This is a genomic window from Lysobacter sp. CA199 (assembly GCF_052078715.1).
GTDB lineage: Bacteria > Pseudomonadota > Gammaproteobacteria > Xanthomonadales > Xanthomonadaceae > Lysobacter.
The window spans coordinates 339,472-363,236 of record NZ_JBQJIL010000001.1 but is presented as its reverse complement, the minus strand read 5'-3'; the positions used below and the strand labels follow the sequence as shown (position 1 = coordinate 363,236).

21 protein-coding genes and 1 pseudogene are annotated in these 23,765 nt (G+C 67.1%); 12 read left to right on the top strand and 10 right to left on the bottom strand.

Translation table 11 applies throughout. The features are described from left to right. Positions 1-43: 43 nt before the first annotated feature. Both ACTOWJ_RS01710 and ACTOWJ_RS01705 read left to right on the top strand, forming a co-directional pair. Positions 44-904 (top strand): pirin family protein, encoded by an 861-nt coding sequence (locus ACTOWJ_RS01710; RefSeq protein ID WP_441332842.1) that lies wholly within the window; start codon positions 44-46, stop codon positions 902-904. 272 nt (positions 905-1,176) lie between these two features. Continuing rightward, positions 1,177-1,437 carry a hypothetical protein gene (locus tag ACTOWJ_RS01705; RefSeq protein ID WP_441332841.1) on the top strand — a complete coding sequence of 87 codons (261 nt, stop codon included), beginning with the start codon at positions 1,177-1,179 and terminating at the stop codon, positions 1,435-1,437. A gap of 185 nt (positions 1,438-1,622) precedes the next feature. Here ACTOWJ_RS01705 and aqpZ read toward each other — a convergent pair whose 3' ends face one another. The 7 genes from aqpZ to mfd all read right to left on the bottom strand — a co-directional run bounded on the left by aqpZ (position 1,623) and on the right by mfd (position 9,606). Then, on the bottom strand, positions 1,623-2,333 hold the full coding sequence (aqpZ, locus tag ACTOWJ_RS01700; protein ID WP_441332840.1) for an aquaporin Z: 711 nt from the start codon (positions 2,331-2,333) through the stop codon (positions 1,623-1,625). Between the two features lie 211 nt (positions 2,334-2,544). Then, positions 2,545-3,021 (bottom strand): hypothetical protein, encoded by a 477-nt coding sequence (locus ACTOWJ_RS01695; protein ID WP_441332839.1) that lies wholly within the window; start codon positions 3,019-3,021, stop codon positions 2,545-2,547. Positions 3,022-3,127: 106 nt separating this feature from the next. After that, positions 3,128-3,988, bottom strand: coding sequence for a pirin family protein (locus tag ACTOWJ_RS01690; protein ID WP_441332838.1), 861 nt, complete (start codon positions 3,986-3,988; stop codon positions 3,128-3,130). A 208-nt stretch (positions 3,989-4,196) separates the two neighbouring features. Then, a complete protein-coding gene (locus ACTOWJ_RS01685; RefSeq protein ID WP_441332837.1) occupies positions 4,197-4,610 on the bottom strand; it encodes a hypothetical protein in 414 nt (137 codons plus the stop codon). A gap of 86 nt (positions 4,611-4,696) precedes the next feature. Next, complete coding sequence (locus ACTOWJ_RS01680; RefSeq protein WP_441332836.1) at positions 4,697-5,209, bottom strand: histidine phosphatase family protein; 513 nt, start codon at positions 5,207-5,209, stop codon at positions 4,697-4,699. Between the two features lie 105 nt (positions 5,210-5,314). Next, a complete protein-coding gene (locus ACTOWJ_RS01675) occupies positions 5,315-5,728 on the bottom strand; it encodes a GlcG/HbpS family heme-binding protein (protein WP_441332835.1) in 414 nt (137 codons plus the stop codon). Positions 5,729-6,111: 383 nt separating this feature from the next. After that, positions 6,112-9,606 (bottom strand): transcription-repair coupling factor, encoded by a 3,495-nt coding sequence (gene mfd, locus ACTOWJ_RS01670; RefSeq protein WP_441332834.1) that lies wholly within the window; start codon positions 9,604-9,606, stop codon positions 6,112-6,114. A 320-nt stretch (positions 9,607-9,926) separates the two neighbouring features. On the opposite strand from mfd, the gene ACTOWJ_RS01665 reads away from it, so the two are divergent. Then, complete coding sequence (locus ACTOWJ_RS01665) at positions 9,927-10,502, top strand: hypothetical protein (protein WP_441332833.1); 576 nt, start codon at positions 9,927-9,929, stop codon at positions 10,500-10,502. 177 nt (positions 10,503-10,679) lie between these two features. On the opposite strand, the gene ACTOWJ_RS01660 is transcribed toward ACTOWJ_RS01665, so the two are convergent. Continuing rightward, positions 10,680-11,273 carry a GNAT family N-acetyltransferase gene (locus ACTOWJ_RS01660; RefSeq protein WP_441332832.1) on the bottom strand — a complete coding sequence of 198 codons (594 nt, stop codon included), beginning with the start codon at positions 11,271-11,273 and terminating at the stop codon, positions 10,680-10,682. A gap of 416 nt (positions 11,274-11,689) precedes the next feature. On the opposite strand from ACTOWJ_RS01660, the gene ACTOWJ_RS01655 reads away from it, so the two are divergent. The 4 genes from ACTOWJ_RS01655 to ACTOWJ_RS01640 all read left to right on the top strand — a co-directional run bounded on the left by ACTOWJ_RS01655 (position 11,690) and on the right by ACTOWJ_RS01640 (position 16,580). Next, positions 11,690-13,786, top strand: coding sequence for a TonB-dependent siderophore receptor (locus ACTOWJ_RS01655; protein ID WP_441332831.1), 2,097 nt, complete (start codon positions 11,690-11,692; stop codon positions 13,784-13,786). A 248-nt stretch (positions 13,787-14,034) separates the two neighbouring features. Further along, positions 14,035-14,949, top strand: a complete 915-nt coding sequence (locus ACTOWJ_RS01650; RefSeq protein WP_441332830.1) for a cation diffusion facilitator family transporter — start codon at positions 14,035-14,037, stop codon at positions 14,947-14,949. Between the two features lie 132 nt (positions 14,950-15,081). Next, a complete protein-coding gene (locus ACTOWJ_RS01645; protein WP_441332829.1) occupies positions 15,082-16,086 on the top strand; it encodes a YwqG family protein in 1,005 nt (334 codons plus the stop codon). Further along, positions 16,086-16,580, top strand: a complete 495-nt coding sequence (locus tag ACTOWJ_RS01640) for a GNAT family N-acetyltransferase (RefSeq protein ID WP_441332828.1) — start codon at positions 16,086-16,088, stop codon at positions 16,578-16,580. The genes ACTOWJ_RS01645 and ACTOWJ_RS01640 overlap by 1 nt, the downstream gene beginning before the upstream one ends. A gap of 96 nt (positions 16,581-16,676) precedes the next feature. Here ACTOWJ_RS01640 and ACTOWJ_RS01635 read toward each other — a convergent pair whose 3' ends face one another. Together ACTOWJ_RS01635 and ACTOWJ_RS01630 are read right to left on the bottom strand one after the other, a co-directional pair. After that, entirely contained in the window at positions 16,677-16,874 is a 198-nt protein-coding gene (locus ACTOWJ_RS01635; protein WP_441332827.1) for a hypothetical protein, read from the bottom strand. 278 nt (positions 16,875-17,152) lie between these two features. After that, complete coding sequence (locus ACTOWJ_RS01630; RefSeq protein WP_441332826.1) at positions 17,153-18,013, bottom strand: 23S rRNA (adenine(2030)-N(6))-methyltransferase RlmJ; 861 nt, start codon at positions 18,011-18,013, stop codon at positions 17,153-17,155. Positions 18,014-18,201: 188 nt separating this feature from the next. On the opposite strand from ACTOWJ_RS01630, the gene creB reads away from it, so the two are divergent. The 5 genes and pseudogenes from creB (at position 18,202) to ACTOWJ_RS01605 (ending at position 23,699) form a co-directional block, all read left to right on the top strand. Next, on the top strand, positions 18,202-18,873 hold the full coding sequence (creB, locus tag ACTOWJ_RS01625) for a two-component system response regulator CreB (RefSeq protein WP_441332825.1): 672 nt from the start codon (positions 18,202-18,204) through the stop codon (positions 18,871-18,873). A gap of 7 nt (positions 18,874-18,880) precedes the next feature. Continuing rightward, positions 18,881-20,323: a two-component system sensor histidine kinase CreC gene (creC, locus tag ACTOWJ_RS01620; protein ID WP_441332824.1), complete on the top strand. Its 1,443-nt coding sequence runs from the start codon at positions 18,881-18,883 to the stop codon at positions 20,321-20,323. A 234-nt stretch (positions 20,324-20,557) separates the two neighbouring features. After that, positions 20,558-21,916 (top strand): annotated as a pseudogene (creD, locus tag ACTOWJ_RS01615) (cell envelope integrity protein CreD); the annotation flags it as partial. A gap of 293 nt (positions 21,917-22,209) precedes the next feature. Then, positions 22,210-22,818 (top strand): GNAT family N-acetyltransferase, encoded by a 609-nt coding sequence (locus ACTOWJ_RS01610; RefSeq protein WP_441332823.1) that lies wholly within the window; start codon positions 22,210-22,212, stop codon positions 22,816-22,818. Next, positions 22,815-23,699 (top strand): carbon-nitrogen hydrolase family protein, encoded by an 885-nt coding sequence (locus ACTOWJ_RS01605; RefSeq protein ID WP_441332822.1) that lies wholly within the window; start codon positions 22,815-22,817, stop codon positions 23,697-23,699. The genes ACTOWJ_RS01610 and ACTOWJ_RS01605 overlap by 4 nt, the downstream gene beginning before the upstream one ends. The last annotated feature ends 66 nt before the right edge of the window (positions 23,700-23,765 follow it).

Sequence of the window (23,765 nt, the reverse complement as noted above, 5' to 3'; positions counted from 1 at the left end):
CTAGGCCCATCGCCAATTCGGCGTACCCCTAGGAGAGAGGACCATGGCCACCGCCACCCACACCGCTTACGCCCGCGTCGGCCGCAAGCTGCGCGGCCAGCCCACGTCCGATGGCGCCGGCGTCCGCCTGACCCGGGTTATCGGCGGCGCGCAGCTGCCGGATCTGGATCCGTTCCTGCTGCTCGACGAGTTCGGCACCGACAAGCCTGAGGATTACCTCGCCGGGTTCCCGGAGCACCCGCACCGCGGCTTCGAGACCGTCACCTACATGCTCGACGGCCGCATGCGCCATCGCGACAACCACGGCAACGAGGGCGTGCTGGTGCCCGGCAGCGTGCAGTGGATGACCGCTGGCCGCGGCTTGGTGCATTCGGAGATGCCCGAGCAGGAAGAGGGCCGCATGCGCGGTTTCCAGCTCTGGGTCAATCTGCCCGCGAGCGAAAAGATGACCGAGCCCAAGTACCAGGAGTTCGCGCCCGAGCGCATCGTGCAACTGAATCCGGCCGACGGCGTGCAGGTCAAGTTGATCGCCGGCCGCATCGGCGATCTGCGCGGTCCGATCGCGCAGCCGGCGACCGATCCGGTTTACCTCGACGTCGCGCTCGATGCCGGCGCATCGTGGGAGTACGAGCTGCCCGAAGGCCACAACGCCTTCGTCTACGCCTACGAAGGCGGCGTGCAGATCGGCGATGGCGAGGATGTGCGCGCCATCGACGCGCAGGAACTGGCGGTGCTGTCCGCAGGCAACCTGCTCAAGCTGCGCGAGGCGAAGCAGGGCAGCCGCTTGATCGTGGTCGCCGGGCGCCCGTTGCGCGAGCCGGTCGCGCGCTACGGCCCGTTCGTGATGAACACCAAGCAGGAAGTGATGCAGGCCTTCGTCGATTTTCAGGAAGGCAAGTTCTGATCCCCGCGGCATTGCGACAGCGAGCGAAGGCCACGCGCGAGCGTGGCCTTCGCGTTTGCGCGGGAAGCTCCGCGACTGCGCGCGAGAAGGGGCGAACATGCCGATTCGCGCCCATGTTGCATCCATGCATCGTGCCCGCGATGGCCGCGGCGCAACGGCGCGTGCGTTGTTTGCTATCGCACGACGCATCATCGCTGCAAGCCCGCGGCGACGACACAAATGCGCGCGTCGCCGCCACGGCGGCGGCTCGCGTTCACAAGGAGCGTAATCGCATGGCTACCAAACTCGATCCCAAGCAAGTCACCCTTGTCGCCACCTTCGTATCGGCCGGCGTCGCCGCAGGCGCGAGCGGCTGGTTCATCGTCGGCGGCAAACTCAAGAAGGTTCCGCCGCGCGGCATCAAGCAGCTGCAGGCGGTGCATCAGATGCTCGAAGCGTCCGAGGCCGTCGGCAACGCGCGCCTGGCCGCGCAGTTGCAGCAGACCGCGATCGAAGTGGCGAACGCGGCGTTGAACCAAAAGGCCGGACGCTGACCGATCGCGCGATTGCCGTAACAGCCCGCTTCGAAGATCGCAAGCCAGCGCCAGAAACCCGCGCTCGTCATTGCGGTTTTCGCCACGACGATGGCGACAGGCTTGGCCAAGTACCGGCAAGAACGCGTTCGCATAAAGAAAAAGCCGCGCAAAAGCGCGGCTTTTTCGTAACGCAGGGGTTCGGATCAATCTTTTCCGAGCCAGCGATACACCGCGCCGCCGAGCAGGCCGCCGATGATCGGCGCGACCCAGAACAGCCACAACTGGCCGATCGCGGCGCTGCCGGCGAACAAGGCCACGCCGGTGGAGCGCGCCGGGTTCACCGAGGTGTTGGTCACCGGAATGCTGATCAGATGGATCAGGGTCAGGCCCAGGCCGATCGCGATCGGCGCGAAGCCGGCCGGCGCGTTCTTGTGGGTGGCACCGAGCATGATCACCAGGAACATCGCGGTCATCACCACTTCGGTGAGGAACGCAGCGGTCAACGAGTAGCCGCCGGGCGACATCAGATCGTAGCCGTTGCTGGCGAAGGTGCCGGCCGCGTTGGGATCGATGCTGAAAGCGCCGGTGCCGCTGGCGATCTGGAGCAACACGAAGCCAGCGAGGATGCCGCCGAGCACCTGAGCGACGATGTAGGGCAGCAAATCCTTGGCCGGGAAGCGGCCGCCGGCCCACAGGCCGAAGCTCACCGCGGGATTGAAGTGGCCGCCGGAAATGTGGCCCAGCGCGTAGGCGCCGGTCAGCACGGTCAGGCCGAATGCCAGCGCTACGCCGAGCAGGCCGATGCCGAGCGGGTTGCCGGCGCCGCCGAAGTTCGCCGCCAGTACCGCGCTGCCGCAGCCGCCGAGCACCAGCCAGAACGTACCGATGAACTCCGCTCCGAGTCGCTTGATCATGATCGTCTTCCTTTTGAGTTGTGGGGCAGGCAGGCCCTACGGATCGACGATCACCCTGTTCAGCCTTGGAACCGGGCAGCTCGACCCTGTTCAGCCAGGCCATTCTTATGCTGGCCGATTCTGAGAAAATGAGCAATCCGTCACAAATCGTGTGCCGAGACGACAAAAAGCGGCCGCACCTTCGAGGCGCGGCCGCTGCATTAGTGGCGTATTACTTGTTGACGCTCAATCGGGTCGATGGAAATCGCAGCCCGTCGGTCTGACCGAGTACCTCCTTGAGCTGCTCCGGCGAGTTGGCCTGCATCCAGATGTGAGCCATCTTGCCGTTGCCCACTTCGATCAGGGTCTCGCGCACCTGCACGTCGGGCTTGCCGGCGAGTTCGCCGCGGTACCAGTGCATCGGCTTGCCGTCGATGTTGGCCGCTTCGGCGCGATTGCCGCGCTTGGGCGTGAACGGCGATTTGCTGGCGATGTACAGACCGAAGGCTTCGGATCCATCGGCACGCAAGGCGCGGCAGAAATCCGAATCGGCGGTGCCGCGGTATTCCCAACGCAAGCCCGTCTCGGCCGGCAGCATCGGGCAGCTGCCCTGTGCGGGTGCGGCGTCCTGAGCGTTGGCGTTAGCGGACAGAACAAACAAAAAACACAGCCACGACATCGCGTGGTGGCTCTTTCCCCATGACTTCACGACACTTCCCCCTGCAACCGGATGTATGGTTAAGCGGTGCTGCGAGTCCTATGGTTGTGACGATAGTCCAGTTCGCGGGGATTGACAAACGCCAGATTCGGAAAAGTCAGCGTTCAGGTAAAGGAATGAATTCGTGCTCGCCCGGAATCTGCCCGAACCGGCCTTCGGCCCAGTCAGACTTGGCTTGTTCGATCCGCTCGCGCGAGCTTGAGACGAAGTTCCACCACAGATGCCGCGGCCCGTCCAAGGGTTCGCCGCCCAGCAACATGGCCTTGAGCGGCGTCTTGGCGCGCAGGCGCGGGCGGGTGCCGGGGTCGAGCACGACCAAGTGCTTCTCCGGCACATCGGCGCCGTCGAGCTGGGCCTGGCCTTCGAGCAGATAGATCGCGCGCTCGGCGTGGCTGTCCTCGATGTCCAGTTCCTGGTCCGGGTCCAGATCGATCGCGACGTACAAGGTGTCGGCGAACACTCGCACCGGCGATTCTTCGCCGAAGCCGCGTCCGGCGACGATGCGCAGCCAGGCGCCGTCGCGGCGTTGCTGCGGCAGACTCGCGGCGGGGTGGTGGTGGAACGCTGGCGCGGTTTCCTCGAACGAGCGCGGCAATGCCACCCAGGTCTGCATACCGTGCAACGGCTGCCCGTCGGCGCGCGGCTTTTGCGGAGTGCGTTCGGAATGGGCGATGCCGCGGCCGGCGGTCATCCAGTTCACATCGCCCGGGTTGATGTCCTTGATGCTGCCGAGGGTGTCGCGATGGCCGATCGAGCCGGCCCACAGGAAGGTCACCGTGGCCAAGCCGATATGCGGATGCGGGCGCACGTCGATGCCCTGGCCGGGCTCGAATACGGCCGGGCCCATGTGATCGACGAACACGAACGGCCCGACCGAACGCGCCTGGATACTGGGCACGGCTCGGCGTACCTGGAATCCGCCCAGGTCGTGGACGCGGGGGGCGATGATCGTGGTCATGACAGGCTCCTGCAGCGTTGATACGCGCAGATTGGCATGTCTTTTATGCAATCGGACCATCGGCGCTGCAACTCGGTGTTGCAGCCGTTGCGCTTGAGCGGCGTCGGTACAAATTCCCGCAACGTCGGGGATTTTTCGCTTCCGCGGATTAAGGATCGGGTCGCAGCGCCCTTCAGCTTCGATGCTTTCGCGGCCGCAACGAATGCGTCTACTTCGAGACGATGCGGACCTGGGCGTTGACCGGCTCGGCGAAATCCAGCGACTGCAGTTCGAAGCTCCACGCCCCTGCGCTCTTGATCGGCTCGGCCGGCGTGGTCAGCGAGAACGGGGTCTGAGCGCCGTCGGCGCGGGTCCACTGGAATTCCAGCGCGGCCTCGCCGGCCCAGATGCATTGCACGTTGGGTTTGCAGCGCGAATCGGAGGCGACGGCGACGAAGCGCAGGCTCGAGCCGTCATGCAGTTTGACGCTGCCGCCGGGTTGCAGCGTTACGCTGCCTCCGGCCTGCACCGTTTCGGAATCGGCCGAGGCGGACGCCGGCGACGCGTCGCCCGGTGCGGCGTGCGCGCAGGCGGCGAGGGCGAAAACACACGACAGCATCGTGGCGGTCAACAACGGCTTCATCGGGCGGCTCCGGTCGGCGACAACGCATGCTCGGCGATCGGCCGCCGCGCGTCCAGGCACGGCGCGGCGCCGGAACGCGTGCTGCGTCACCGATCGCGCGTCTGAGTGAGGACCGCGCGGCCGCTGGCGCCGACATCGATGCGCATGCGCCGGTCGAACTCGGTTTCCGGTATCGGTTCCACGGTGCAGCCGCACAGCGCCGCGGCGATGTCCGCAGCGGTATTGCTGTGGCCGACGATCAGCGTGACGCCTTGCGGATGGTCTCGGCGCAGTTGCGCGGCGAATTTGGTAGCGGGCCGCTTGCCGTCGTAGGTGGTCACGTTCAACCCGTGTGCGCGCGCGGCGGGTTCGCCGGTTTGCTGAGTGCGCCGGTACGCGGTGGCGTAGACCGCGCGCAGCGGCTCGTTCTTGAGCCAGACGGCGAGGCGTTCGGCGCGCGCGCGGCCGGCGTCGGTCAGGGTCGGATCGCGCGGATCGTCGGCGGCTTTTTCGGCATGGCGCACGACCACGTAGCTGGCGGTGGGCGCCGGCGGCGTACTGGCGCAGGCGGCAAGCGACAGGCACAGGGCGATCGCGGCGAGTCGTGGCAGGGGGCGCATCGTGGTCCTCGGTTCGCAGGCGCCGCGCGTCGCCGCGGCGGTAAAGCGCAGCCTAGACCAGGCGCGGCCGGGTCGGGCAGGCGCGGCGGGTTCTGTTCGAAAGGCTTACTTCAGCAAATCCGCGCCGGCCTGGGCGATCTCGCCGTCCTGCGCGGCTTGCGCGCCCGACACGCCGATGCCGCCGATCACCTGATCGCCGTGCAACAACCGCACGCCGCCTTCGATCGGCGTGCTGCCGGGCAGGCCGAGCACGACGTTGTTGCCGTCGCCGAGCAGCTTCTGATGAAAGGCGGTGTCGCGGCGGAAATTGACCGCATGCACGGCCTTGCCGATGGCGACCTCGACGCTGGAATTGGGCGTGCCGTCCATGCGTTGGAAGTGCAGCAGGCGGCCGGCTTCGTCGACGATCGCGATCGATACGTTCAAGCCTTGCGCGCGCGCCTTGGCTTCGGCGGCCTGGGCGATCTGCTTGACCGCGGCGAGGTTGAGCACGGTGCGTTGCGAGAGTTCGATTTTCATGGCGGCCTGCGTGGTCGAGGCGAGGCCGGACAGAGTCGCGGCCAACAGGATCGGAGCAAGGATGCGTGCGCGGCGGGACGGCATAAGACGCTCGGCGACGGGAGAAGGGGCCGATGGTAGGGCGATCGCTGCTGGGCGCGGCAGTGCGTTTAGTCAGGTGTTTTCGCGCGGCCGGCGCGGCCCGGGCCACGACCCGCGCATGGGCGGGAAGCAGGTGGCGGGAAAGAGGTGGGACGGTCGCAATGACGCGGGCGTTGATGCTGGCGAGTCGGGGCTGAAGCCCCTCCCACAAGAGACCTCGCAAGTTTCGCGATCTTTTGTGGGAGGGGCTTCAGCCCCGACTCGCAGCACCAACTTCGCCGCGCCAATCGCCCGCGCCGCGCTTAATGCTTGGTATCGAGCAAGGTCAACAGCCCCTTGGCCGCGGCCAATCGCGCCGGGGCATCGGGCAGATCCAACTTGATCTTGAGCTTGTCCGGCCCGTCCATCTGATACAGCTTCGGTTGGCCCTGGATCATCTTGATGATCGACATCGGATCCACGTTGGGCCGCTCGACGAATTGCAGGCGGCCGCCCTTCTCGCCGAGGTCGAGCTTGCGGATGCCCAATTCGGTCGCGGCGAGCTTGAGTTCGGCGACCGTGAACAGATGCTTGGCCGGATCGGGCAGCAGGCCGAAGCGGTCGATCATCTCGACCTGCAACTCGCGCAGTTCCTCGACGCCGCGCGCGCCGCTCACACGCTTGTACAAGGTCAGGCGGGTGTGCACGTCGGGCAGATAATCCTCGGGAATCAGTGCGGGAATATGCAGTTCGACTTCGGCGCCGCGCGCGTCGGTGGAATCCACATCGGGCAGCTTGCCCTGGCGGATCGAACGTACCGCGCGTTCCAGCAGCTCGGTGTAGAGACTGAAACCGACTTCGGCCATCTGTCCGCTCTGATCCTCGCCGAGCAGCTCGCCGGCGCCGCGGATTTCCAGGTCGTGCGTGGCCAAGGTGAAACCGGCGCCGAGTTCGTCCATCGAGGCGATCGCTTCCAGGCGCTTTTGCGCGTCGGCGGTGATCGAACGCTTGTCGGGCACCACCAGGTAGGCATAGGCGCGATGGTGCGAACGGCCGACCCGGCCGCGCAACTGGTGCAACTGCGCCAGGCCGAACTTGTCCGCGCGGTTCATGATGATGGTGTTGGCGTTGGGAATGTCGATGCCCGACTCGATGATGGTCGTGCACAGCAGCACGTTGAAGCGCTGCTTGTGGAAGTCGAGCATCACGCTTTCCAACTCGCGCTCGGCCATCTGGCCGTGAGCGACGCCGATGCGCGCTTCGGGCACCAACTCCTCGATCTGGCGCTTCATCCGGCCGATGCTTTCCACGTCGTTGTGCAGGAAATATACCTGGCCGCCGCGCGAGAGCTCGCGTTGGAACGCCTCGCGCAGTTGCATGTCGTCCCACGGCACCACGAAGGTCTGCACCGCCAGGCGGTGCGCGGGCGGGGTGGCGATGATGCTCAGATCGCGCAGCCCGGCCATGGCCATGTTGAGCGTGCGCGGAATCGGCGTGGCGGTGAGCGTGAGCAGATGCACGTTGGCGCGCAGCGCCTTCAGCGCTTCCTTCTGGCGCACGCCGAAGCGCTGTTCTTCATCGACGATGACCAGGCCCAGGTCCTTGAAGCGCACATCGCCCTGCAGCAGGCGGTGGGTGCCGACCACCACGTCGATCTTGCCTTCGGTGAGTTTCTCCAACTCGGCCTTGATTTCCTTGGTGCTCTTGAAGCGCGACAGCACTTCGACCTTGAGCGGCCAATCGGCGAAACGGTCGCGGAAATTGCGGTAATGCTGTTCGGCCAACAACGTGGTCGGGACCAGCACCGCGACCTGCTTGCCGGCGGTGGCGGCGACGAAGGCCGCGCGTATCGCGACTTCGGTCTTGCCGAAACCCACGTCGCCGCAGACCACCCGGTCCATCGGCTGGCTGCTGCTCAGATCGCGGATCACCGCTTCGATCGAAGAATGCTGGTCGGGCGTTTCCTCGAACGGGAAACCGGCCGCGAACGGTTCGTACATCGAGCGATCCACGTCCAGCGCCAGACCCGCGCGGGCCTGGCGCTTGGCCTGGATTTCCAGCAGTTCGGCGGCCACGTCGCGGACTTTTTCCGCGGCCTTGCGTTTGGCCTTGGTCCATTGCTCGCCGCCGAGCGAATGCAACGGCGCGGTTTCCACCGAGGCGCCGGAATAACGGCTGATCAGATGCAACTGCGCGACCGGCACGTACAACCGATCGCCCTTGGCGTATTCGATTTCGAGGTATTCGCCGGGCTGGCCGCCGGCTTCGAGCACGATCAGGCCGCGGTAACGGCCGACGCCGTGATCTTCGTGCACGATCGGCGCGCCTTCGGACAACTCGCCCAGGTCGCGGATGATCGCTTCGGGCTCGCGGCCGACGCGCTTGCGCCGGCGTGGTTGCGCGGCACGTTCGGGGAACAACTGGCGTTCGGTCAACACCGCGAGCGGCGGTTCGCTCAAGGCGAAGCCGTCGTCGAGCGGCGCCACCGCGATGGCGAAGCGGGCGGCACCGTCGCGGAATGCGCTCCAGTCGGCCACCACGTCGGGCTTGAGCGCCGCGGCCTGCAGCACTTCCAGCAGCGCTTCGCGGCGGCCGGCGGTATCGGCGGCGATCAGCACCCGGCCGGGATAGCTGGCGAGGAAGGATTTGAGCGCCTGCGCCGGCGCGGCGTCGCGCGCGGCCACCGGCAAGGTCGGCGCGGGCTGATCGCCGAGCGCCAAGGCGCGGGCGCGTTGCGCGTGCTGCTCGCCGCACAGTTCCACGCGCGGCGCGTCGTTGAGTTTTTCGCGCAGGCCGACCGGGGTGAGATACAGCGTATCGGGCGGCAGCAGCGGGCGTTCCAGATCGTGGCGGCGCTGTTCGTAGCGCTCGCCGGTGTGGCTCCAGAACTGGTCGGCCGCTTCCAACGCGCCGTCGGCGATCACCGGCAGAGCCTTGTCGCCCAGGTAATCGAACAGCGTGGCGGTCTGCTCGAAGAACAGCGGCAGGTAGTACTCGATGCCTGACGGCGCCAGGCCGGCCTTGAGATCCTGATACAGCGCGCTGCGCCGGGTATCGAGATCGAAGCGCTCGCGCAACGCATCCAGCGCGCGCTTGAGCGAGGCATCGTCGAGCGGCACTTCGCGGCCCGGCAGCAGATGCACGCGTTCGATCTTGTCGAGCGAGCGCTGCGATTCGGGATCGAAGGCGCGGATGGTTTCGATCTCGTCGTCGAGCAGCTCGACCCGGAACGGCGTGTCGGCGCCCATCGGATAAACATCGAGCAGGCCGCCGCGCACGGCGAAATCGCCGGGATCGAGCACTTGCGGCACGTGCCGGTAACCGGCCGATTCGAGCCGGCGTTTTTCGCTGTCCAGATCCAGGCGTTGGCCCACGCGTACGTCGAAACTGCCGCCGACCACATGCCGCAACGGCGCCAGTCGCTGCAACAGCGTCTGCACCGGCACCACCACGATGCCGCGCTTGAGCGTGGGCAGGCGATGCAACGCGGCCAGACGCTGCGACACGATGTCCGGGTGCGGACTGAACAAGTCGTAGGGCAGGGTTTCCCAGTCGGGGAAGGGCAACACCGGCAAGGCGCCGTCCACGGCGCCGGCCGCGCCGAGCAAGGTGCGCAGATCCGATTCGAGCTGGTGCGCGCCGTGGTTGTCGCGGGCGATCACCAGCAGCGGGCCGTCGTATTCGCCGGCGGCGCGGGCGATCGCCCAGGCCAGCGCGGAGGGCGAGGCCGGCGCGCGCCACCAGGCGCGCTGCTGGCCGGTCTTGGGCAGCAAGAAGGACACTGGTTGAGAAGCCGGGGATTCGGAAGTCGGGGGCATAGAGGGCGGCTAGTGTAATGGGATACGTCGCGCAGGGTTTGCGCGGTTTGCGCCTGCGGTCGCGGAAGCACGGATTGCAACGCGTTATACCGGGCAGGGACGGTCCGCAATGGTTTCGCAGGGCTCTTGGGGTTGCGACGCCCGACGCGGTGTCCGCTCTGGCGCGCGCCGGGCGGGACGAATCGTCCGAGTCGTTTCAATGGAGGCGGGCAGCGCCGAATCAACCGCGCCGCGCTGAGCGAACCCGCATCCGATCCGTTGCGTCCCGCGCGAATGTCCGCCCGGGCCGCAGATGCGTCACGCAGACCAAGGAGAGGTCGATGAAACGCAATGCATTGAAATGGTCGATTGCCGCTGCCGCGCTCGCGCTGGGCGGCGTGTTCTCGCTGAGCAGTTCGGCGTTGCCGTATCCGCCCGACAACACCTGGGTGGTGGTGACCTGGAGCAGCAACGGTATCGCGCACGGGCAGACCCACTACGGCAACTGTCCGCCCGGCTCGCCGTATCCGCTGGATTGGGGATACGCCGGCGGCACGCCGACGATCAGCTACCTAGTCTTGCGGCAACATCGAGTAAGCCGCCGCGTCCTTACCCGCCGCGCGCGTGCGCGGCGCCTTCGAGGAGAAAGCACGATGAAACAGTTTTTGCACGATGCCTGCGTGCGTCGCGCCGCGTTCGCCGCCTCGCTGTTGGCGTTGACCCTGTTCGCTTCGGTGGGTTCGGCGGGGCCGGTGATACCCGACGGCAAACTGCTGATCACCACGTTCTGGCAGGAAGGCGAAGCGGTCGGCGGCGATGTGCAGGGCGTCTGCCCGCCCGGCGCGCCGATGCCGTTGCCGTGGGGCATCCGCAGCAGCCAGAAGACTTATTCGTATATGAACTGCGCGGCGCCGTAAGCATGCCGATGAGGTCGCGGCCGGAGTTGCGATGGAGCGTTCGGAATGCTCTGTCGCGGCTTCGTGTCGGGCCTGAGGGCCGTCTCGCGGAGACTTTCGGCGGTGGCGCCAGGCGCCGGCTTCAGCCGCAAGGTTCTGCGATCGACGGCGGGCCGCCGATCGCGCGGACGAAAGCGATCAGCTTTCGTCCTTGGCCGGAGCCGGATCGTCGCCGACCGTGCGCGCGGCCTTGCTGCGCAGATCCAGCGATACCCGGATCAGCCCCGGTGCGTCCTGCTGGAATTCGCGTTCGAAACCCAGCGACTGCGCCAGCGACAGCATCGGCGTGTTGTGCTCGAACACGTCGCCGTACAAACGGCGAACCTTTTTACCCCGCGCCCACTTCACCAACCGGGTCATCAAGTAGCGACCCAAGCCCATATTGGCGATGTAGCGACTGACCAGGATCGCGAATTCCGCGTCCTGAGTGCGCTCGTCCAGGGCCACCCGCGCGACCGCGCCGACCAGGGCTTCGCCCGGCGGCAAGGGCTCGGCGGCGACCAGGGCAAATTCGGTGCGAGGGTCGATGCGGGTGAAGCGTTCGGCCATCTCCGGCGTGAGTTCCTTGAGCGCGTACAGAAAGCGCTGGCGGACCTCATCGGGCTGGAGCAGGGCGAATCCGGCCCGTAAGGGCTCGGCGTCCTCGGGTCGAACCGGACGTATCAGTACTTCGCGTCCGTTCGGAAGGCGCTGGCGTTCATGCCAGGGCGGTAAGCGTTCACGCGTGGCCATGATTCGGATAGTGGCACATTGTGACGAATTTGGCCCTTCATCTTCGTGATGAGCGCTCACCGGTCCGACCGGCGGCGCTGAACAGCCTGAATATGCGTTCCGCGTGGTGAAGGGTGGGCCATGCGGAGCGGGAACGGCGGCTTTCTTGACGTGGTCGACGCTGAAAATGAGAATGGATCGCAGATGGCCGTGTGAACACGGCTTGACAATGCCTCCCGGCCAGCCACAGCGCCAGTGCCTTCGTGCACGTGGCTTTTCAGCCAACGGGTCCCAACTCGCCTGCCTCAGCCGACCCGACCCTACCGGCCGGTCTGGGGCTGCGCGCGCCCGTCGCCGCGGCCATTGCCGCGTAAACCGGGGCCGCGGCGGGGCCGGGGGCACCGTCCCGCCTTCGTTTCGATTCCGGATTTTTGCCCATGACGCTTTCCCTGCCTCGCCCGCACCCGCTCGCCCTCGGCCTGATCGCCGCCTGCGCCTGCGGGCTGGCCCACGCCGAAGATGCCGCCGAGCGCGAGGCCAAGCGCCTGGACGCGGTGGTGGTGATCGCCGATCGCGCCACCACCGCGACCAAGACCGACACTCGCCTGATCGAAACCCCGCAGGCGATCAGCGTGGTCACCGCCGAGCAGGCCGCCGATCGCGGCGCGCAGAACCTGCAGGAAGTGCTGCGCTATTCCGCCGGCGCGGTCGCCGAGGCGTACGGCCTGGACACGCGCAGCGACGGCTCGATGGTCCGCGGCTTCTATCCGGTGGCGTTCCAGGACGGCATGACCCGGCAGGTCGGCACCAGCCTGGTACCGCGCCCGGAGGTCTACACCATGGAGCGGGTCGAACTGCTGCGCGGCCCGTCCTCGATGTTGTACGGCGCCGGCGCGTCCGGCGGCGTGCTCAATCTGGTCAGCAAGCGCCCGCAGTTCCAGAGCGCGGGCGAGATCGGGCTCAGCTACGGCACCAATCAACGCAAGCAACTGCAGTTCGATCTGACCGGCGCCTTGAACGATGCCGGCACCGTCGCCGGCCGCATCGTCGGCGTCGCCCGCGACGCGCAGTTGCAGGTCGATGGTCTGCCCGACGACCGCCTGGTGTTGGCGCCGTCGATCACCTGGCGTTTGTCGGATGCGACCCAGCTGACCTTCCTGGGCCTGTGGCAGAAGGACGAGACCGGATCGAGCCAGCAGTTCCTGCCGGTGGCGGCCTCGATCCACGCACTCAAGGGTCGGCGTATTCCCTCGCACCGCCTGCTCGGCGAACCCGACGCCGACCGCCTCGACAGCCGTCAGGCCAGCGGCGCGCTGCTGTTCGAACATGCGTTCTCCGATTCGGTGAAGCTCAACAGCGCCGTGCGCTATGCCAGGTCGCGGACCAAGTTCACCGAGATCTACCCGGACGTGTACTCCAATCCGGCCAATCCCTTCATCGATACCGACGGCCGCCTGCTGGCGCGCTCGGTCTATGTCAACAATCCCGACATCGACACGCTGACCACCGACCATAACCTGCAGGTCGATTTCGCCACCGGCGCGCTGCGCCACACGGTGCTGGCGGGCGTGGACTATCTGCGTTTCCGCCAGACCGCGATGACCGGCTTCGACGCGACCACGCCGATCGACGCGTTCGCGCCGGTCTACGGCGACTACACGCTGCCCACGCTGGCGCCGCAGGCGCGGCAGGACCAGAGCCAGATCGGCGTGTACGTGCAGGATCAGATCCGCTGGGGCGAACGCGTCACCGCCGTGCTCGGCGCGCGCCGCGACCGTGCGCGCACCCAGGTCGGCGATCAGCCGCAGATCGAGGATTTCGCGACCAGCTATCGCGCCGGCGTGATCGTCGACGCGGGCGGCGGTTTCTCGCCGTACCTGAGCTACAGCGAATCGTTCCTGCCGATCGGCAGCCTGGATTTCTTCAGCCAGCCGTTCAAGCCGCAGCAAGGCCGTCAGTACGAGGTCGGCGTGAAGTGGCAGCCGCGCGAGCAGACGATGGTGACGCTGGCGCTGTACGACATCCGCGAGAAGAACCGTCAGACCAACGATCCGGAAAACGTGCTCAACTCGGTGCAGACCGGCGAGGTGAGCTCCAAGGGCGTGGAACTGGAAGCCACCCACACCTTGCCGAACGATTTCTACGTGACCGCGAGCTACAGCTACAACGACGCCAAGGTCACCCGCAGCAATTTCGCGCCCGAAGTCGATCGCCAACTGGCCGATGTGCCCAAGGATCTGGCGTCGGTGTGGGGCGTGAAGCAGTTCGATTGGGGCGACACCGGCCGGATCCGCCTGGGCCTGGGCGCGCGTCACGTCGGTTCGACGCAGTCGATCGGCGGCAACGGCAGCCTGCGCACGCCGGGCTACACCCTGGCCGACGCGCTGGTGTCGTTCGATCTGCCGCAGTGGTCGTTCACCGTCAATGTGACCAACCTGGCCGACAAGGACTACTACGCTCCGTGCCGCGCGTTCGGCGATTGCTTCACCGGCAGCGGGCGTAACGTGACCGGCACGGTGACCTACCGGTTCTGATCGGAGGCCGATCGGAAAGCGTCGGGCCTGAAGGCCCTCCCACAAAAGACCTCACAGCTCCGACCACTCTTGTGGGAGGGCCTTCAGGCCCGACGCTTTCCACTCCGGTCGCGGTCGCGGCACTGGACCGCGGAATCCGTCGTCGAGGTGTCCGTCCTGGGCCGTCGCTTCCGGCCAACCTCGGCCACTCAACCGCCAGCATCGGCAATGCTAGACTCCGGCGTTCGGACCCGAAGGAGCAGTTCAGCATGGCAGGTGGTGGCGATTCGACCCGCGCGATTTTGTTCGCACTTGGCGCTAATTTCGCGATCGCGGTCGCCAAGGGCGTGGCCGCGTTCTTCACCGGCTCCAGCGCGATGCTGGCCGAAACCGTGCATTCGCTGGCCGATTGCGGCAACCAGGGCCTGCTGCTGCTCGGCCTGAAGCAATCCAAGCGGCCGCCGTCGCCGGATTATCCGCTGGGCTACGGCAAGGCGATCTACTTCTGGTCGTTCCTGGTCGCGGTGATGCTGTTCACCGTCGGCGGCATGTTTTCGCTGTACGAGGGCATCCACAAGCTGCAGCACCCCGAACCGCTGAAGCAGTGGTGGTGGGCGGCCGGCGTGCTGGTCTTCGGCATCGCCGCCGAATGGGTGTCGATGCGCGCGTGCCTGCAGGAAGTGGCCAAGGCGCGCGGACAGCGCTCGTTGTGGCAGTGGTTCCGCGAGAGCCGCCAGGCCGAACTGGTGGTGATTTTCGGCGAAGACTTGGCGGCGTTGCTGGGCCTGGTGCTGGCGCTGGGCGCGATCTTGCTGGCGGTGTTCACCGGCAACCCGATGTGGGACGCCATCGGCACCATCAGCATCGGCGCGCTGCTGATCATCGTCGCGGTGTTCGTGGCGATCGAAGTCAAGGCGATGCTGATCGGCCAAAGTGTCGATCCGCAGCGTCAGCAGCAGATCCGCGCCTTCCTCGATGCGCGTCCGGAAATCGCCAAGGTGATCAGCGTGATCACCTTGCAACTGGGCAACGAGGTGATGGTTTCGGTGCAGGCCCAGATGCGCGAGGAGAACAGCGTGGGCGTGCTCATCGAGCAGATCAACGCGATCGAGCGGGCGATGAAGCAGGCGTTCCCGGAAGTGCGCTGGAGCTTCTTCGAGCCGGATATGAAGAGCGGCGACTGACCGTTTGCGCGGCCCGGCGTGCGCCGGGCGGCTGTTCGAGTATCCAAGCCGGGGCGGCGTTGGCCGCCCCGGCTTTTTCTTGGCCATAATCGGCGCCAGGACAGATCGGCGCGATCGACAGGACGGCGGACGATGAAGACGGGCAAGGCGGTGTTGTTGTCGGTGGGGATCGTGGCGGCGGTGCTGGCCACGGTCGGCGGAGCGGCGTATCTGGTGTATCGGCAGGCCGACGGCGAACTGCGCCAAGCCATGCAAGGCGGTCCGCCCGATGCTACCCAAACCGAAAACGCTCCCACCTGCGCCAAGCACGACGAGGGCGCCAAGGCCAAGGCGGTGCTCGCGCCGGTGTCCGACGCCCTGCAACGCAGCGAGCGCCCGGTGGCGCGGATCGCCCTGGAAGCGCTCAAGGCCGACGAGGCGACCATCAGCAAGGTCGGCGGGCGCGCCTACTGGGCCGCGGGCCGCGATTATCCGCGCGACGCCCGGGGCCAGCCGATGTTCCTGCTGGCGCAGATCAATCTGGCCGAGCCGCCGAAGATGCCGGGTTACCCCGAGCGCGGCCTGCTGCAGTTCTTCATTTCAGGCGACGATTACTACGGCGCCGCGTTGGATCACGCGCACGGCGCCGACCGCATGCAGGCGCTGGCGCAGCAGACAGGTTTTCGCGTGGTGTATTGGCCCGACGCCTCCGCGCCCGCATTGGCGCCGCCGCCGGCGCAGGCCGGCAAGGATTCGCTGCCGCTGGACCCGGACAAACCGCGGCGCATGCGTTTCAGCGCCGACCACGAAAGTATCGGCATCAACGACGCCGGTCTGGCCAAGGTCCTGGGCGGCGGGGTGGACGGCTTGATCGAGCGCTATTCCAGCGAACATCCCGATGACCGCAGCACCACCGAGGAGCTTGGCGATGAGCTCGCCGATCATCTGCAACGCACCGGCCACAAACTCGGCGGCTACCCCGATTTCACCCAGAGCGATCCGCGCGAAGCCTCGGACCGGCGCGTGCTGTTGTTCCAGCTCGACAGCGACGACGCGATGATGTGGGGCGATTCGGGGATCGCCAATTTCTTCATCGATCCTGACGATCTGGCGCGCGCCGATTTCAGTCGCGTGTCGTATCACTGGGATTGCTATTGATGCATTTACGTAATTATTCACCGGCCGACCGAGAGGCCTGCCTGGCGTTGTTCACCAGCAACGTACCCGAGTACTTCGCTCAGATCGAGCGTGCGGACTTCATCCACACGCTCGAAAACATCGAGGATTACTGGGTGTTGGAACTGGAGGACGAGGGCGTGGTCGCTTGCGGCGGTTACGCCGCTGCCCGGCCCGATCCCGAATCCGGGCCCGATTCCAACGCCGGCGTGGCCGTGCTGTGCTGGGGCATGGTGCGCCGCGATCTGCATCGCCGCGGTCTGGGCGAGCGTTTGCTTAGCGAGCGCTTGAACCGGATCGATGCCGATCCGGCGTTCCACTCGGTACGGATCGAGACGACGACCTTCAGCCGCGATTTCTTCGCCCGCCACGGCTTCGTGGTCACTCGCGAACAAGCCGACGGCTTCGCGCCCGGCTACGATCTGGTCGAGATGCGCCGGCCGGTGCCGTGGCCGCAGGGCGCAGGCGGGGAATAGAAGCGGGGCAGGGATCGGGAAACCGCGGATTGCGGCGAGCCGGAATCCGACGATTCTCGCTCCCCTGACCCTAACCCCGCTTCTCAACCCCCTGCCTTAAGGAAGGATGCAACCGCAACGGCGATAGCACTGCACGTACGCCAGCTCGCAACCGGCGCCGGTGCAGGTGTCGTGGGCGCGTTCGCAGCCCAGACGGCAGGTGTTGTTGCAGGCCGCGACCGCGGTGCTGGCCAGGCCGATGCCGAAAGCGAAAGCGCAGGCGGCGAGAAAAGCGATCTTCTTCTTCCTGATCATGGCGAACTCCCTCTCCATGCCCGTGATTGGGCGCAGCCGTCTTACGCCGCCGGACGCCGGTGTCGCAAGGCGGCGCGTGCGGAACTGTGACTTCGGGGTGAGGGCGCGACCACCGCAATGAGCGAGCGGCCTCGGCATGCGCGCGCATCTGTGCGCGGTAAGTGCGCGATCGCCGGTCGATGCGCGCGATGCGCAAACGCAATCGGCGATGGCGCGGGCGATCGCGTTCGGCTGGCTTCTCGTTGCGGTGCAGCGCGAAATCGCGGTAGCCGCGCGGCTCAGTCGGCCTGCTTGAGCCAGGTGACGCCGCCGACCGCGTCGGCGGTTTCGCCGAGCGTGCGCGCCAGCACCGGCAGCGTCGCGGCCAGGGTCTGGTCGAACTGCCAGGGCGGATTGAGCAGCAGCAGGCCGCTGCCGTTCATGCGCAGCGGCGAGTCGTCGGCGCGGACCAGCAGTTCGGCGGTCAGGATCGACTTGGCCGGCAGGGTGGCGGCGCGGCGGTAGAACGGCTGCAGCGCGCGGCGGCGCTTGATCGGGTACCACAGCGCATACGTGCCCTGCGGCCAGCGGGCCAGGGAATCGCGCAGCGCGCCGAGCGCGGTATCGAACTCCTGCAGTTGGGCCTCGAACGGCGGGTCGATCAGCACCAGGCCGCGATTGAAACGCAGCGCGCCCAGCTTGGGCGGCAGCAGCGCTTTCATTGCCGCGTAGCCGTCGCGTTCGTGCACGGCCATGCGCGGGTCGTTGGCGAAGTTGTGCTTGAGCTGAGCCGCTTCTTCCGGCTGCAGCTCACAGGCGGCGATGCGGTCGTCGTCGCGCAGGGCGTAGGCGAGCAGCCAGGGCGAGCCGGGATAGGCCGAGGGGCCGTGTTCGGCTCGGCAGGCGCGGACCGCGGCCAAGTAGCGGGTGATCGCCGGCTGTTTCGGCGCCTCGGCCAGCAGCCGGCCGATGCCGCCCTCGGCCTCGCCGGTGCGCAGCGCCGAGTTGCCGTCCAGCGGATACAGCCCGCGCCCGGCATGGGTATCGAGCGCGAACAGTGGAGCCGGCTTGGCGGTCAGCGCGTCGCACAAGGCCAGTACGGCAATGTGCTTGAGCACATCGGCGTGATTGCCGGCGTGGAAGGCGTGGCGGTAATTCATGGGATTGGGGATTCGGGATTCGGGAGTGGGGATTCGGAAAAAGCGGACCCCGGTGGGCGTCATTATGCGGGCAGACCGATGAATTCCCGGGCGCGGCCTGGCAATTCGGTATTTCCCAGGCTACCCGCATAATGCCCGGGCGACCCGTTCTGTCGAATCCTTCATCCGAGTCCCGAATGCCCGGCCCCATGCGCATCTTGTTAGTAGAAGACGAATCCGCCATCGCCGACACCGTGCTTTACGCGTTGCGCGCGGAAGGCTTCGAGGCCGTGCACTGCCTGACCGGCGGCGAGGCCCTGCGCGAAGCCCAGCGCACCGTCTTCGATCTGGCGGTGCTCGACATCGGCCTGCCCGACATCGGCGGTTTCGCCTTGTGCCGCGAGCTGCGCCGCGGGCGCGATCTGCCGGTGATCTTCCTCACCGCGCAGAACGCCGAGGCTGACCGCATCCTGGGCCTGGAGATCGGCGCAGACGATTACGTGACCAAGCCGTTTTCGCCGCGCGAGCTGGCCACGCGCGTGCGCGTGGTGCTGCGCCGCGTCGGCGCCGGCAACGCGCCGGCCGAACCGGAAACCGGCTTCGTCCACGACACGCAGGGCAAGCGCATCCGCTACCGCGGCCAGGCGCTGGACCTGACCCGCTACGAATACGGCCTGCTGGCCGCGCTGTTGCAGCGCCCCGGCGCGGTGCTCTCTCGCGCGCAGCTGATGGACCGGGTCTGGGGCGATGCGCTCGACAGCGGCGACCGCACCGTCGATACCCACATCAAGACCCTGCGCGCCAAGCTGCGCGAGGTCGCCGCCGACAGCGATCCGATCCGCACCCACCGCGGCCTGGGTTATTCGCTGGAACACGACTGAGGCCGGCATGCGCATCGGTCTGCGGATCTTCCTGGGCTATTTCCTGATCGTCGCGCTCGCGGCGACCTTGCTGGCGCGGGTGTTCGTGGCCGAGGTCAAGCCCGGCGTGCGCCAGGCGATGGAAGACACCCTGGTCGACACCGCCAACATCCTGGCCGAGTTGGCTGCAGACGATTTCCTCGCCGGCCGCATCGATCAGGGCGATTTCGCCAAGCGCGTGCGTGCGCTGGCCGGACGCGACGTCGGTGCGGCGATCTGGGGGTTTCGCAAGCGTTCGGCCAGCTATCGGGTCTACGTTACCGATGCCCGCGGCATCGTCGTGTTCGACAGCGGCGGCCAGGACATGGGCAAGGACTATTCGCGCTGGAACGATGTCTACCTGACCCTGCGCGGACGCTACGGCGCGCGTTCCAGTCCGAGCGAGGGCGACGATCCCGAGGACACGGTGATGCACGTGGCCGCGCCGATCCGCGACGACGACGGCCGCATCGTCGGCGTGCTCAGCGTGGCCAAGCCCAATCGCGCGATCGCGCCGTTCATCGCGCGCAGCCAGGGCGTGGTGACGCGTTGGGGTTTCGTGCTGATGGGCGTGGCCTTGCTGATCGGGGTGGGCGTGTCGTGGTGGTTGTCGCGCCAGATCGGATTGCTGCGGCGTTACGCGCACGCGGTCACCGCCGGCGCGCGCGCCGCGCCGCCGGACGCGGCCGGCGAATTCGGCGAACTCGGCCGCGCGTTGGAAACGATGCGCACGCGGCTGGAGGGCAAGCAATACGTCGAGCAGTACGTGCATACCCTCACCCATGAGATGAAAAGCCCGTTGGCGGCGATCCGCGGCAGCGCCGAGTTGCTGGAATCGCCGCCGGGCGAGGGCGGCATGTCCGATACCGATCGCGCGCGCTTCGCCGGCAGCATCCGCGGCCAGGCCGAGCGTCTGGCGCAGATGATCGACAAGCTGCTGGCGCTGGCCGCGGTGGAGCATCGGCAGAGCCTGGACCGGCCCGAGCCGGTGGCGTTGGCGGCGATCGCCCAGGATGCGGCCGAGCAGTGCGCGCAACGCCTGGACCGTGCCGGCGCGAAGCTGCTGCTGGACCTGGAGCCGAACTTGTCGCCGGTGAGCGGCGACGCGTTCCTGTTGCGTCAGGCGCTGATCAATCTGATCGACAACGCCGCCGATTTTTCGCCGGCCGGCGCCGAAATCGTGCTGCGCCTGCGTCGCGACGGCGACGCGCAACGCATCGAAGTCAGCGACCGCGGCCCGGGCGTGCCCGATTACGCGGTCGCGCGGGTGTTCGAGCGCTTCTACTCGCTGCCGCGTCCGGCCGGCGGCAGCCGCAGCAGCGGCCTGGGCTTGTGTTTCGTCGCCGAGGTGGCGTCGCTGCATGGCGGCGGCGCGGAGTTGGTCAATCGCGAAGATGGTGGAGCGCGGGCGAGCTTGTCGGTGCCCGGGTAGACCGGCGCCTGACGGCAGCGCTTGCCGTGTAGGAGCGGCGCGAGCCGCGACCGCGAATTCGCAACTGCGGGGAAAGTGTCGGCGCGGCTGCTAATTCGCAGTCGCGGCTTGCGCCGCTCCTACAGTCGGGGCGCGGAACTTCACGGCTGCTTCACCGATGCCACACCGCTGAGCCATTCCCTCTACGCACAGCGCCTTCAACCTGCCGTCCACATCGCGGACAGGAGCAGGGACATGCGGGTTTGGCTGAAAATGTTGCTGGTGCTGGGGATGACCCTGGCGATATTGATTCCGTTGTTGATGATCGGCGGGATCATCAGCGATCGGCAGATGTACCGCGCACAGGCGGTGTCGACCGTGGCGCGCAGCTACGCCGGGGCGCAAGCGTTCTCCGGGCCGGTGCTGGTGGTGCCGTACGAGGACACTTGGGTCGCCGAGGAAAAGGACGACAAGGGCACGATCAAGCATGTCGTGCACCGCGAGCAGGGGCGCTGGACCTACTTCCCCAACAAGCTGTCGGTCGAAGGCGATGTGGCGCCCAAGGTGCGGGCGCTGGGACTGTACAAGGTGCTGGTCTACGAATGGACCGGCAAGGCGAAGGCCGATTTCGTCGCCAACATCCCGCTCGATCCGGTCGCCGAGCCCGGCACCACCGTGTCCGGCATCACCCGCACGATCGGCAAGCCTTGGCTGAGTTATGCCTTCGCCGACGTGCGCGGTCTGCGCGATCCCAAGCTACGCCTGGACGGCGCGGAAGCGGCGATCGAAGACGGCATGGGCGCGCGCGACGGCAACGGTATCCATGCGCGTCTGGCCGCGCCGGCGCCGGGCACGGCGTTGCGCCTGCAAAGCGATCTGGATTTCGTGCTCGGCGGCACCGAATCCCTGGCGCTGGTGCCGTTGGGCAAGGACAACCGCTTCTCGTTGCGTTCGGCCTGGCCGCATCCCAACTACAGCGGCAGTTTCCCGCCGAGCTCGGACAACATCACCGATAAGGGCTTCCGCGCCGATTGGCGGGTGTCCTCGGTCGCCACCAACGCGCAGCGCCAGTATCTGGCCGGCGCGGTGATCCCGACGGTGACGGTGGCCGGCGGCGAGGCTTCGGCCGACGGCATCGGCAGCGACATCAACGCGGTGCAGATCACCTTGAAGGATCCGGTCAACGTTTACTCGCAGGCCGATCGCGCGACCAAGTACGGCCTGCTGTTCGTGTTGCTGACCTTCGTGGGTTTCTTCATGTTCGAGTTGATCAAGCAACTGCGCATCCACCCGATTCAGTACGGATTGGTCGGCCTGGCGCTGGCGATCTTCTTCCTGCTGCTGGTGAGCCTGAGCGAGCACATGGACTTCGGCCTGTCGTATCTGATCGCGAGCGTGGCCTGCATCGGGCTGCTGGTGTTCTATCTGAGCGCGGTGCTGGGCGGGCTGGTGCGCGCGCTGGGCTTCGGCGCGATGCTGGTGACCTTGTACGGCGCGCTGTACGGATTGTTGATCTCCGAAGACAACGCGCTGGTGCTGGGCGCGGGACTGTTGTTCATCATCCTGGCGACGATCATGGTGGTCACCCGCAAGGTCGACTGGTACCAGCTCGGCGGCGGCGCGCCCAAGCGCGAAGCGGCCCAGGCACGGCCGGTGCCGAGCGTTCCGCGCAATCCCGGCGACGAAGCGGCGATCTGAAGCGGCGGCGCGACGGCGGCGGGTGTCATGCCCGCCGCCGTCGTTTTGTCATGAGCAGGCCTGCGCGCTCGCGTCCGAGGGCCCGCCCAGATGGCGCCGGACGCGGCGGCGGTGGAAGATAGCCGGGCCGCGACGGACCGTCGGTTCCCGCATACCCAAGGCGCGCCGCGCAGCACGGCGGCAACCTGGGCTGCATCTAAGATGCCCACATGAACAAGCCACTGCCCGTGATCCGCAGCTTCGTCGGCGCCGAGATTTCGCCTTATCTGGATGCGATCGCGGCGCTGCGCATCGCGGTGTTCCGCGACTGGCCGTATCTGTACGACGGCGACGCGGCCTACGAGGCCCAATACTTGCAGACCTATCGCGACTCCTGGCGCAGCATCGCGGTGCTGGCGTTCGATGGAAACCGAATAGTGGGCGCGTCGACCGGATTGCCGTTGGCCGATGAGATGGCGCAAATCCGCGCCGCCTTCGACGGCCATCTGGTCGCCATCGATCACGTGTTCTATTGCGGCGAATCGGTGTTGTTGCCCGAGTACCGCGGCCGCGGTGTGGGCCACCGCTTCTTCGACGCGCGCGAGGCGCATGCGCGCGCGCTGGGCGGGTTCCGCTGGACCACTTTCTGTGCGGTCGAACGCGAGCCCGGCAATCCGCGGCGGCCGGCGTTCCATCGCGGCAACGAGGAATTCTGGAAGAAACGCGGCTACACCTATCGCCCCGAATTACAGGCGCGATTGCCGTGGAACGAAGTCGGCCGCGGCGAACGCGACCACACCCTGGGCTTTTGGCTGCGGCCGCTGGAGCGCGCGCGATGAAAGTAGCGGTAGCCAAGTACCCGATCGGCGCGCCGCGCAGCTTCGCCGAGTTCGCCGACAAGCAGACCCAATGGCTCAGCGCGGCGCGACGCGGCGGCGCGGAACTGGCGGTGTTGCCCGAATACCTGTCGCTGGAATTGGGCGCGACCTTCGGCGCGGCGACCCAGGGCGACCTGCACGCTTCGCTGGTCGCCACCCAGGCCTATCACGGCGCCTGGCTGGATTTGTTCGGATTGCTCGCGCGCGAGCTGCACATGCACGTGATCGCCGGCAGTTTCCTGTTCGATCCGGGCCACGGCCGTTATCGCAATCGCAGCTACGCCTTCGCGCCGGACGGCGCCGCTTTGTGGCAGGACAAATTGCAGCTGACCGGGTTCGAGAAACAAGCCGGAGTGATCGAGGCCGGCGACGCGCTCAAGACCTTCGCCTTGGGCGAACACCGCGCCGGCATCGCGATCTGCTACGACATCGAATTTCCGTTGCCGGTGCGCGCGCAATGCGAGGCCGGCGCGCGCTTGCTGATCTCGCCCAGTTGCACCGACACCCAGGCCGGCGCGACCCGGGTGCGCGTGGGCTGTCTGGCGCGGGCGCTGGAAAACCGCTGCTTCATCGCCCAATCGGTGACCGCCGGCGAAGCGTTGTGGAGCCCGGCGTTGGACACCAACACCGGCGAGGCGGCGATCTATGCACCGATGGACGTCGGTCTGCCCGCCGACGGCGTGCTGGCGCACACGCGCGGCAATCAGGCGTGGGCGTACGCGGATCTGGACTTCGCCGCGTTGGAGGCGAGCCGCGCACGCGCGCAGGTGGCCAACGATCGCGACTGGATGGGGCAACTGCGGCCGGGCTTGCTCGCCGCGCGTTTGGAAAACTTCGTCTAGCCGAACCGGCGCCGGCCGGGTCGACGATGCGGCCGCGGCTACGAAAACGGCGGCCATTGGCCGCCG

Bases quoted from the DNA above. Each gene is read 5' to 3' on its own strand.
- ACTOWJ_RS01710 (WP_441332842.1), top strand. From the start codon at position 44: ATGGCCACCGCCACCCACACCGCTTACGCCCGCGTCGGCCGCAAGCTG.
- ACTOWJ_RS01705 (WP_441332841.1), top strand. From the start codon at position 1,177: ATGGCTACCAAACTCGATCCCAAGCAAGTCACCCTTGTCGCCACCTTC.
- aqpZ (WP_441332840.1), bottom strand. From the start codon at position 2,333: ATGATCAAGCGACTCGGAGCGGAGTTCATCGGTACGTTCTGGCTGGTG.
- ACTOWJ_RS01690 (WP_441332838.1), bottom strand. From the start codon at position 3,988: ATGACCACGATCATCGCCCCCCGCGTCCACGACCTGGGCGGATTCCAG.
- ACTOWJ_RS01685 (WP_441332837.1), bottom strand. From the start codon at position 4,610: ATGAAGCCGTTGTTGACCGCCACGATGCTGTCGTGTGTTTTCGCCCTC.
- ACTOWJ_RS01680 (WP_441332836.1), bottom strand. From the start codon at position 5,209: ATGCGCCCCCTGCCACGACTCGCCGCGATCGCCCTGTGCCTGTCGCTT.
- ACTOWJ_RS01675 (WP_441332835.1), bottom strand. From the start codon at position 5,728: ATGAAAATCGAACTCTCGCAACGCACCGTGCTCAACCTCGCCGCGGTC.
- mfd (WP_441332834.1), bottom strand. From the start codon at position 9,606: ATGCCCCCGACTTCCGAATCCCCGGCTTCTCAACCAGTGTCCTTCTTG.
- ACTOWJ_RS01665 (WP_441332833.1), top strand. From the start codon at position 9,927: ATGAAACGCAATGCATTGAAATGGTCGATTGCCGCTGCCGCGCTCGCG.
- ACTOWJ_RS01660 (WP_441332832.1), bottom strand. From the start codon at position 11,273: ATGGCCACGCGTGAACGCTTACCGCCCTGGCATGAACGCCAGCGCCTT.
- ACTOWJ_RS01655 (WP_441332831.1), top strand. From the start codon at position 11,690: ATGACGCTTTCCCTGCCTCGCCCGCACCCGCTCGCCCTCGGCCTGATC.
- ACTOWJ_RS01650 (WP_441332830.1), top strand. From the start codon at position 14,035: ATGGCAGGTGGTGGCGATTCGACCCGCGCGATTTTGTTCGCACTTGGC.
- ACTOWJ_RS01645 (WP_441332829.1), top strand. From the start codon at position 15,082: ATGAAGACGGGCAAGGCGGTGTTGTTGTCGGTGGGGATCGTGGCGGCG.
- ACTOWJ_RS01640 (WP_441332828.1), top strand. From the start codon at position 16,086: ATGCATTTACGTAATTATTCACCGGCCGACCGAGAGGCCTGCCTGGCG.
- ACTOWJ_RS01635 (WP_441332827.1), bottom strand. From the start codon at position 16,874: ATGATCAGGAAGAAGAAGATCGCTTTTCTCGCCGCCTGCGCTTTCGCT.
- ACTOWJ_RS01630 (WP_441332826.1), bottom strand. From the start codon at position 18,013: ATGAATTACCGCCACGCCTTCCACGCCGGCAATCACGCCGATGTGCTC.
- creB (WP_441332825.1), top strand. From the start codon at position 18,202: ATGCGCATCTTGTTAGTAGAAGACGAATCCGCCATCGCCGACACCGTG.
- creC (WP_441332824.1), top strand. From the start codon at position 18,881: ATGCGCATCGGTCTGCGGATCTTCCTGGGCTATTTCCTGATCGTCGCG.
- ACTOWJ_RS01610 (WP_441332823.1), top strand. From the start codon at position 22,210: ATGAACAAGCCACTGCCCGTGATCCGCAGCTTCGTCGGCGCCGAGATT.
- ACTOWJ_RS01605 (WP_441332822.1), top strand. From the start codon at position 22,815: ATGAAAGTAGCGGTAGCCAAGTACCCGATCGGCGCGCCGCGCAGCTTC.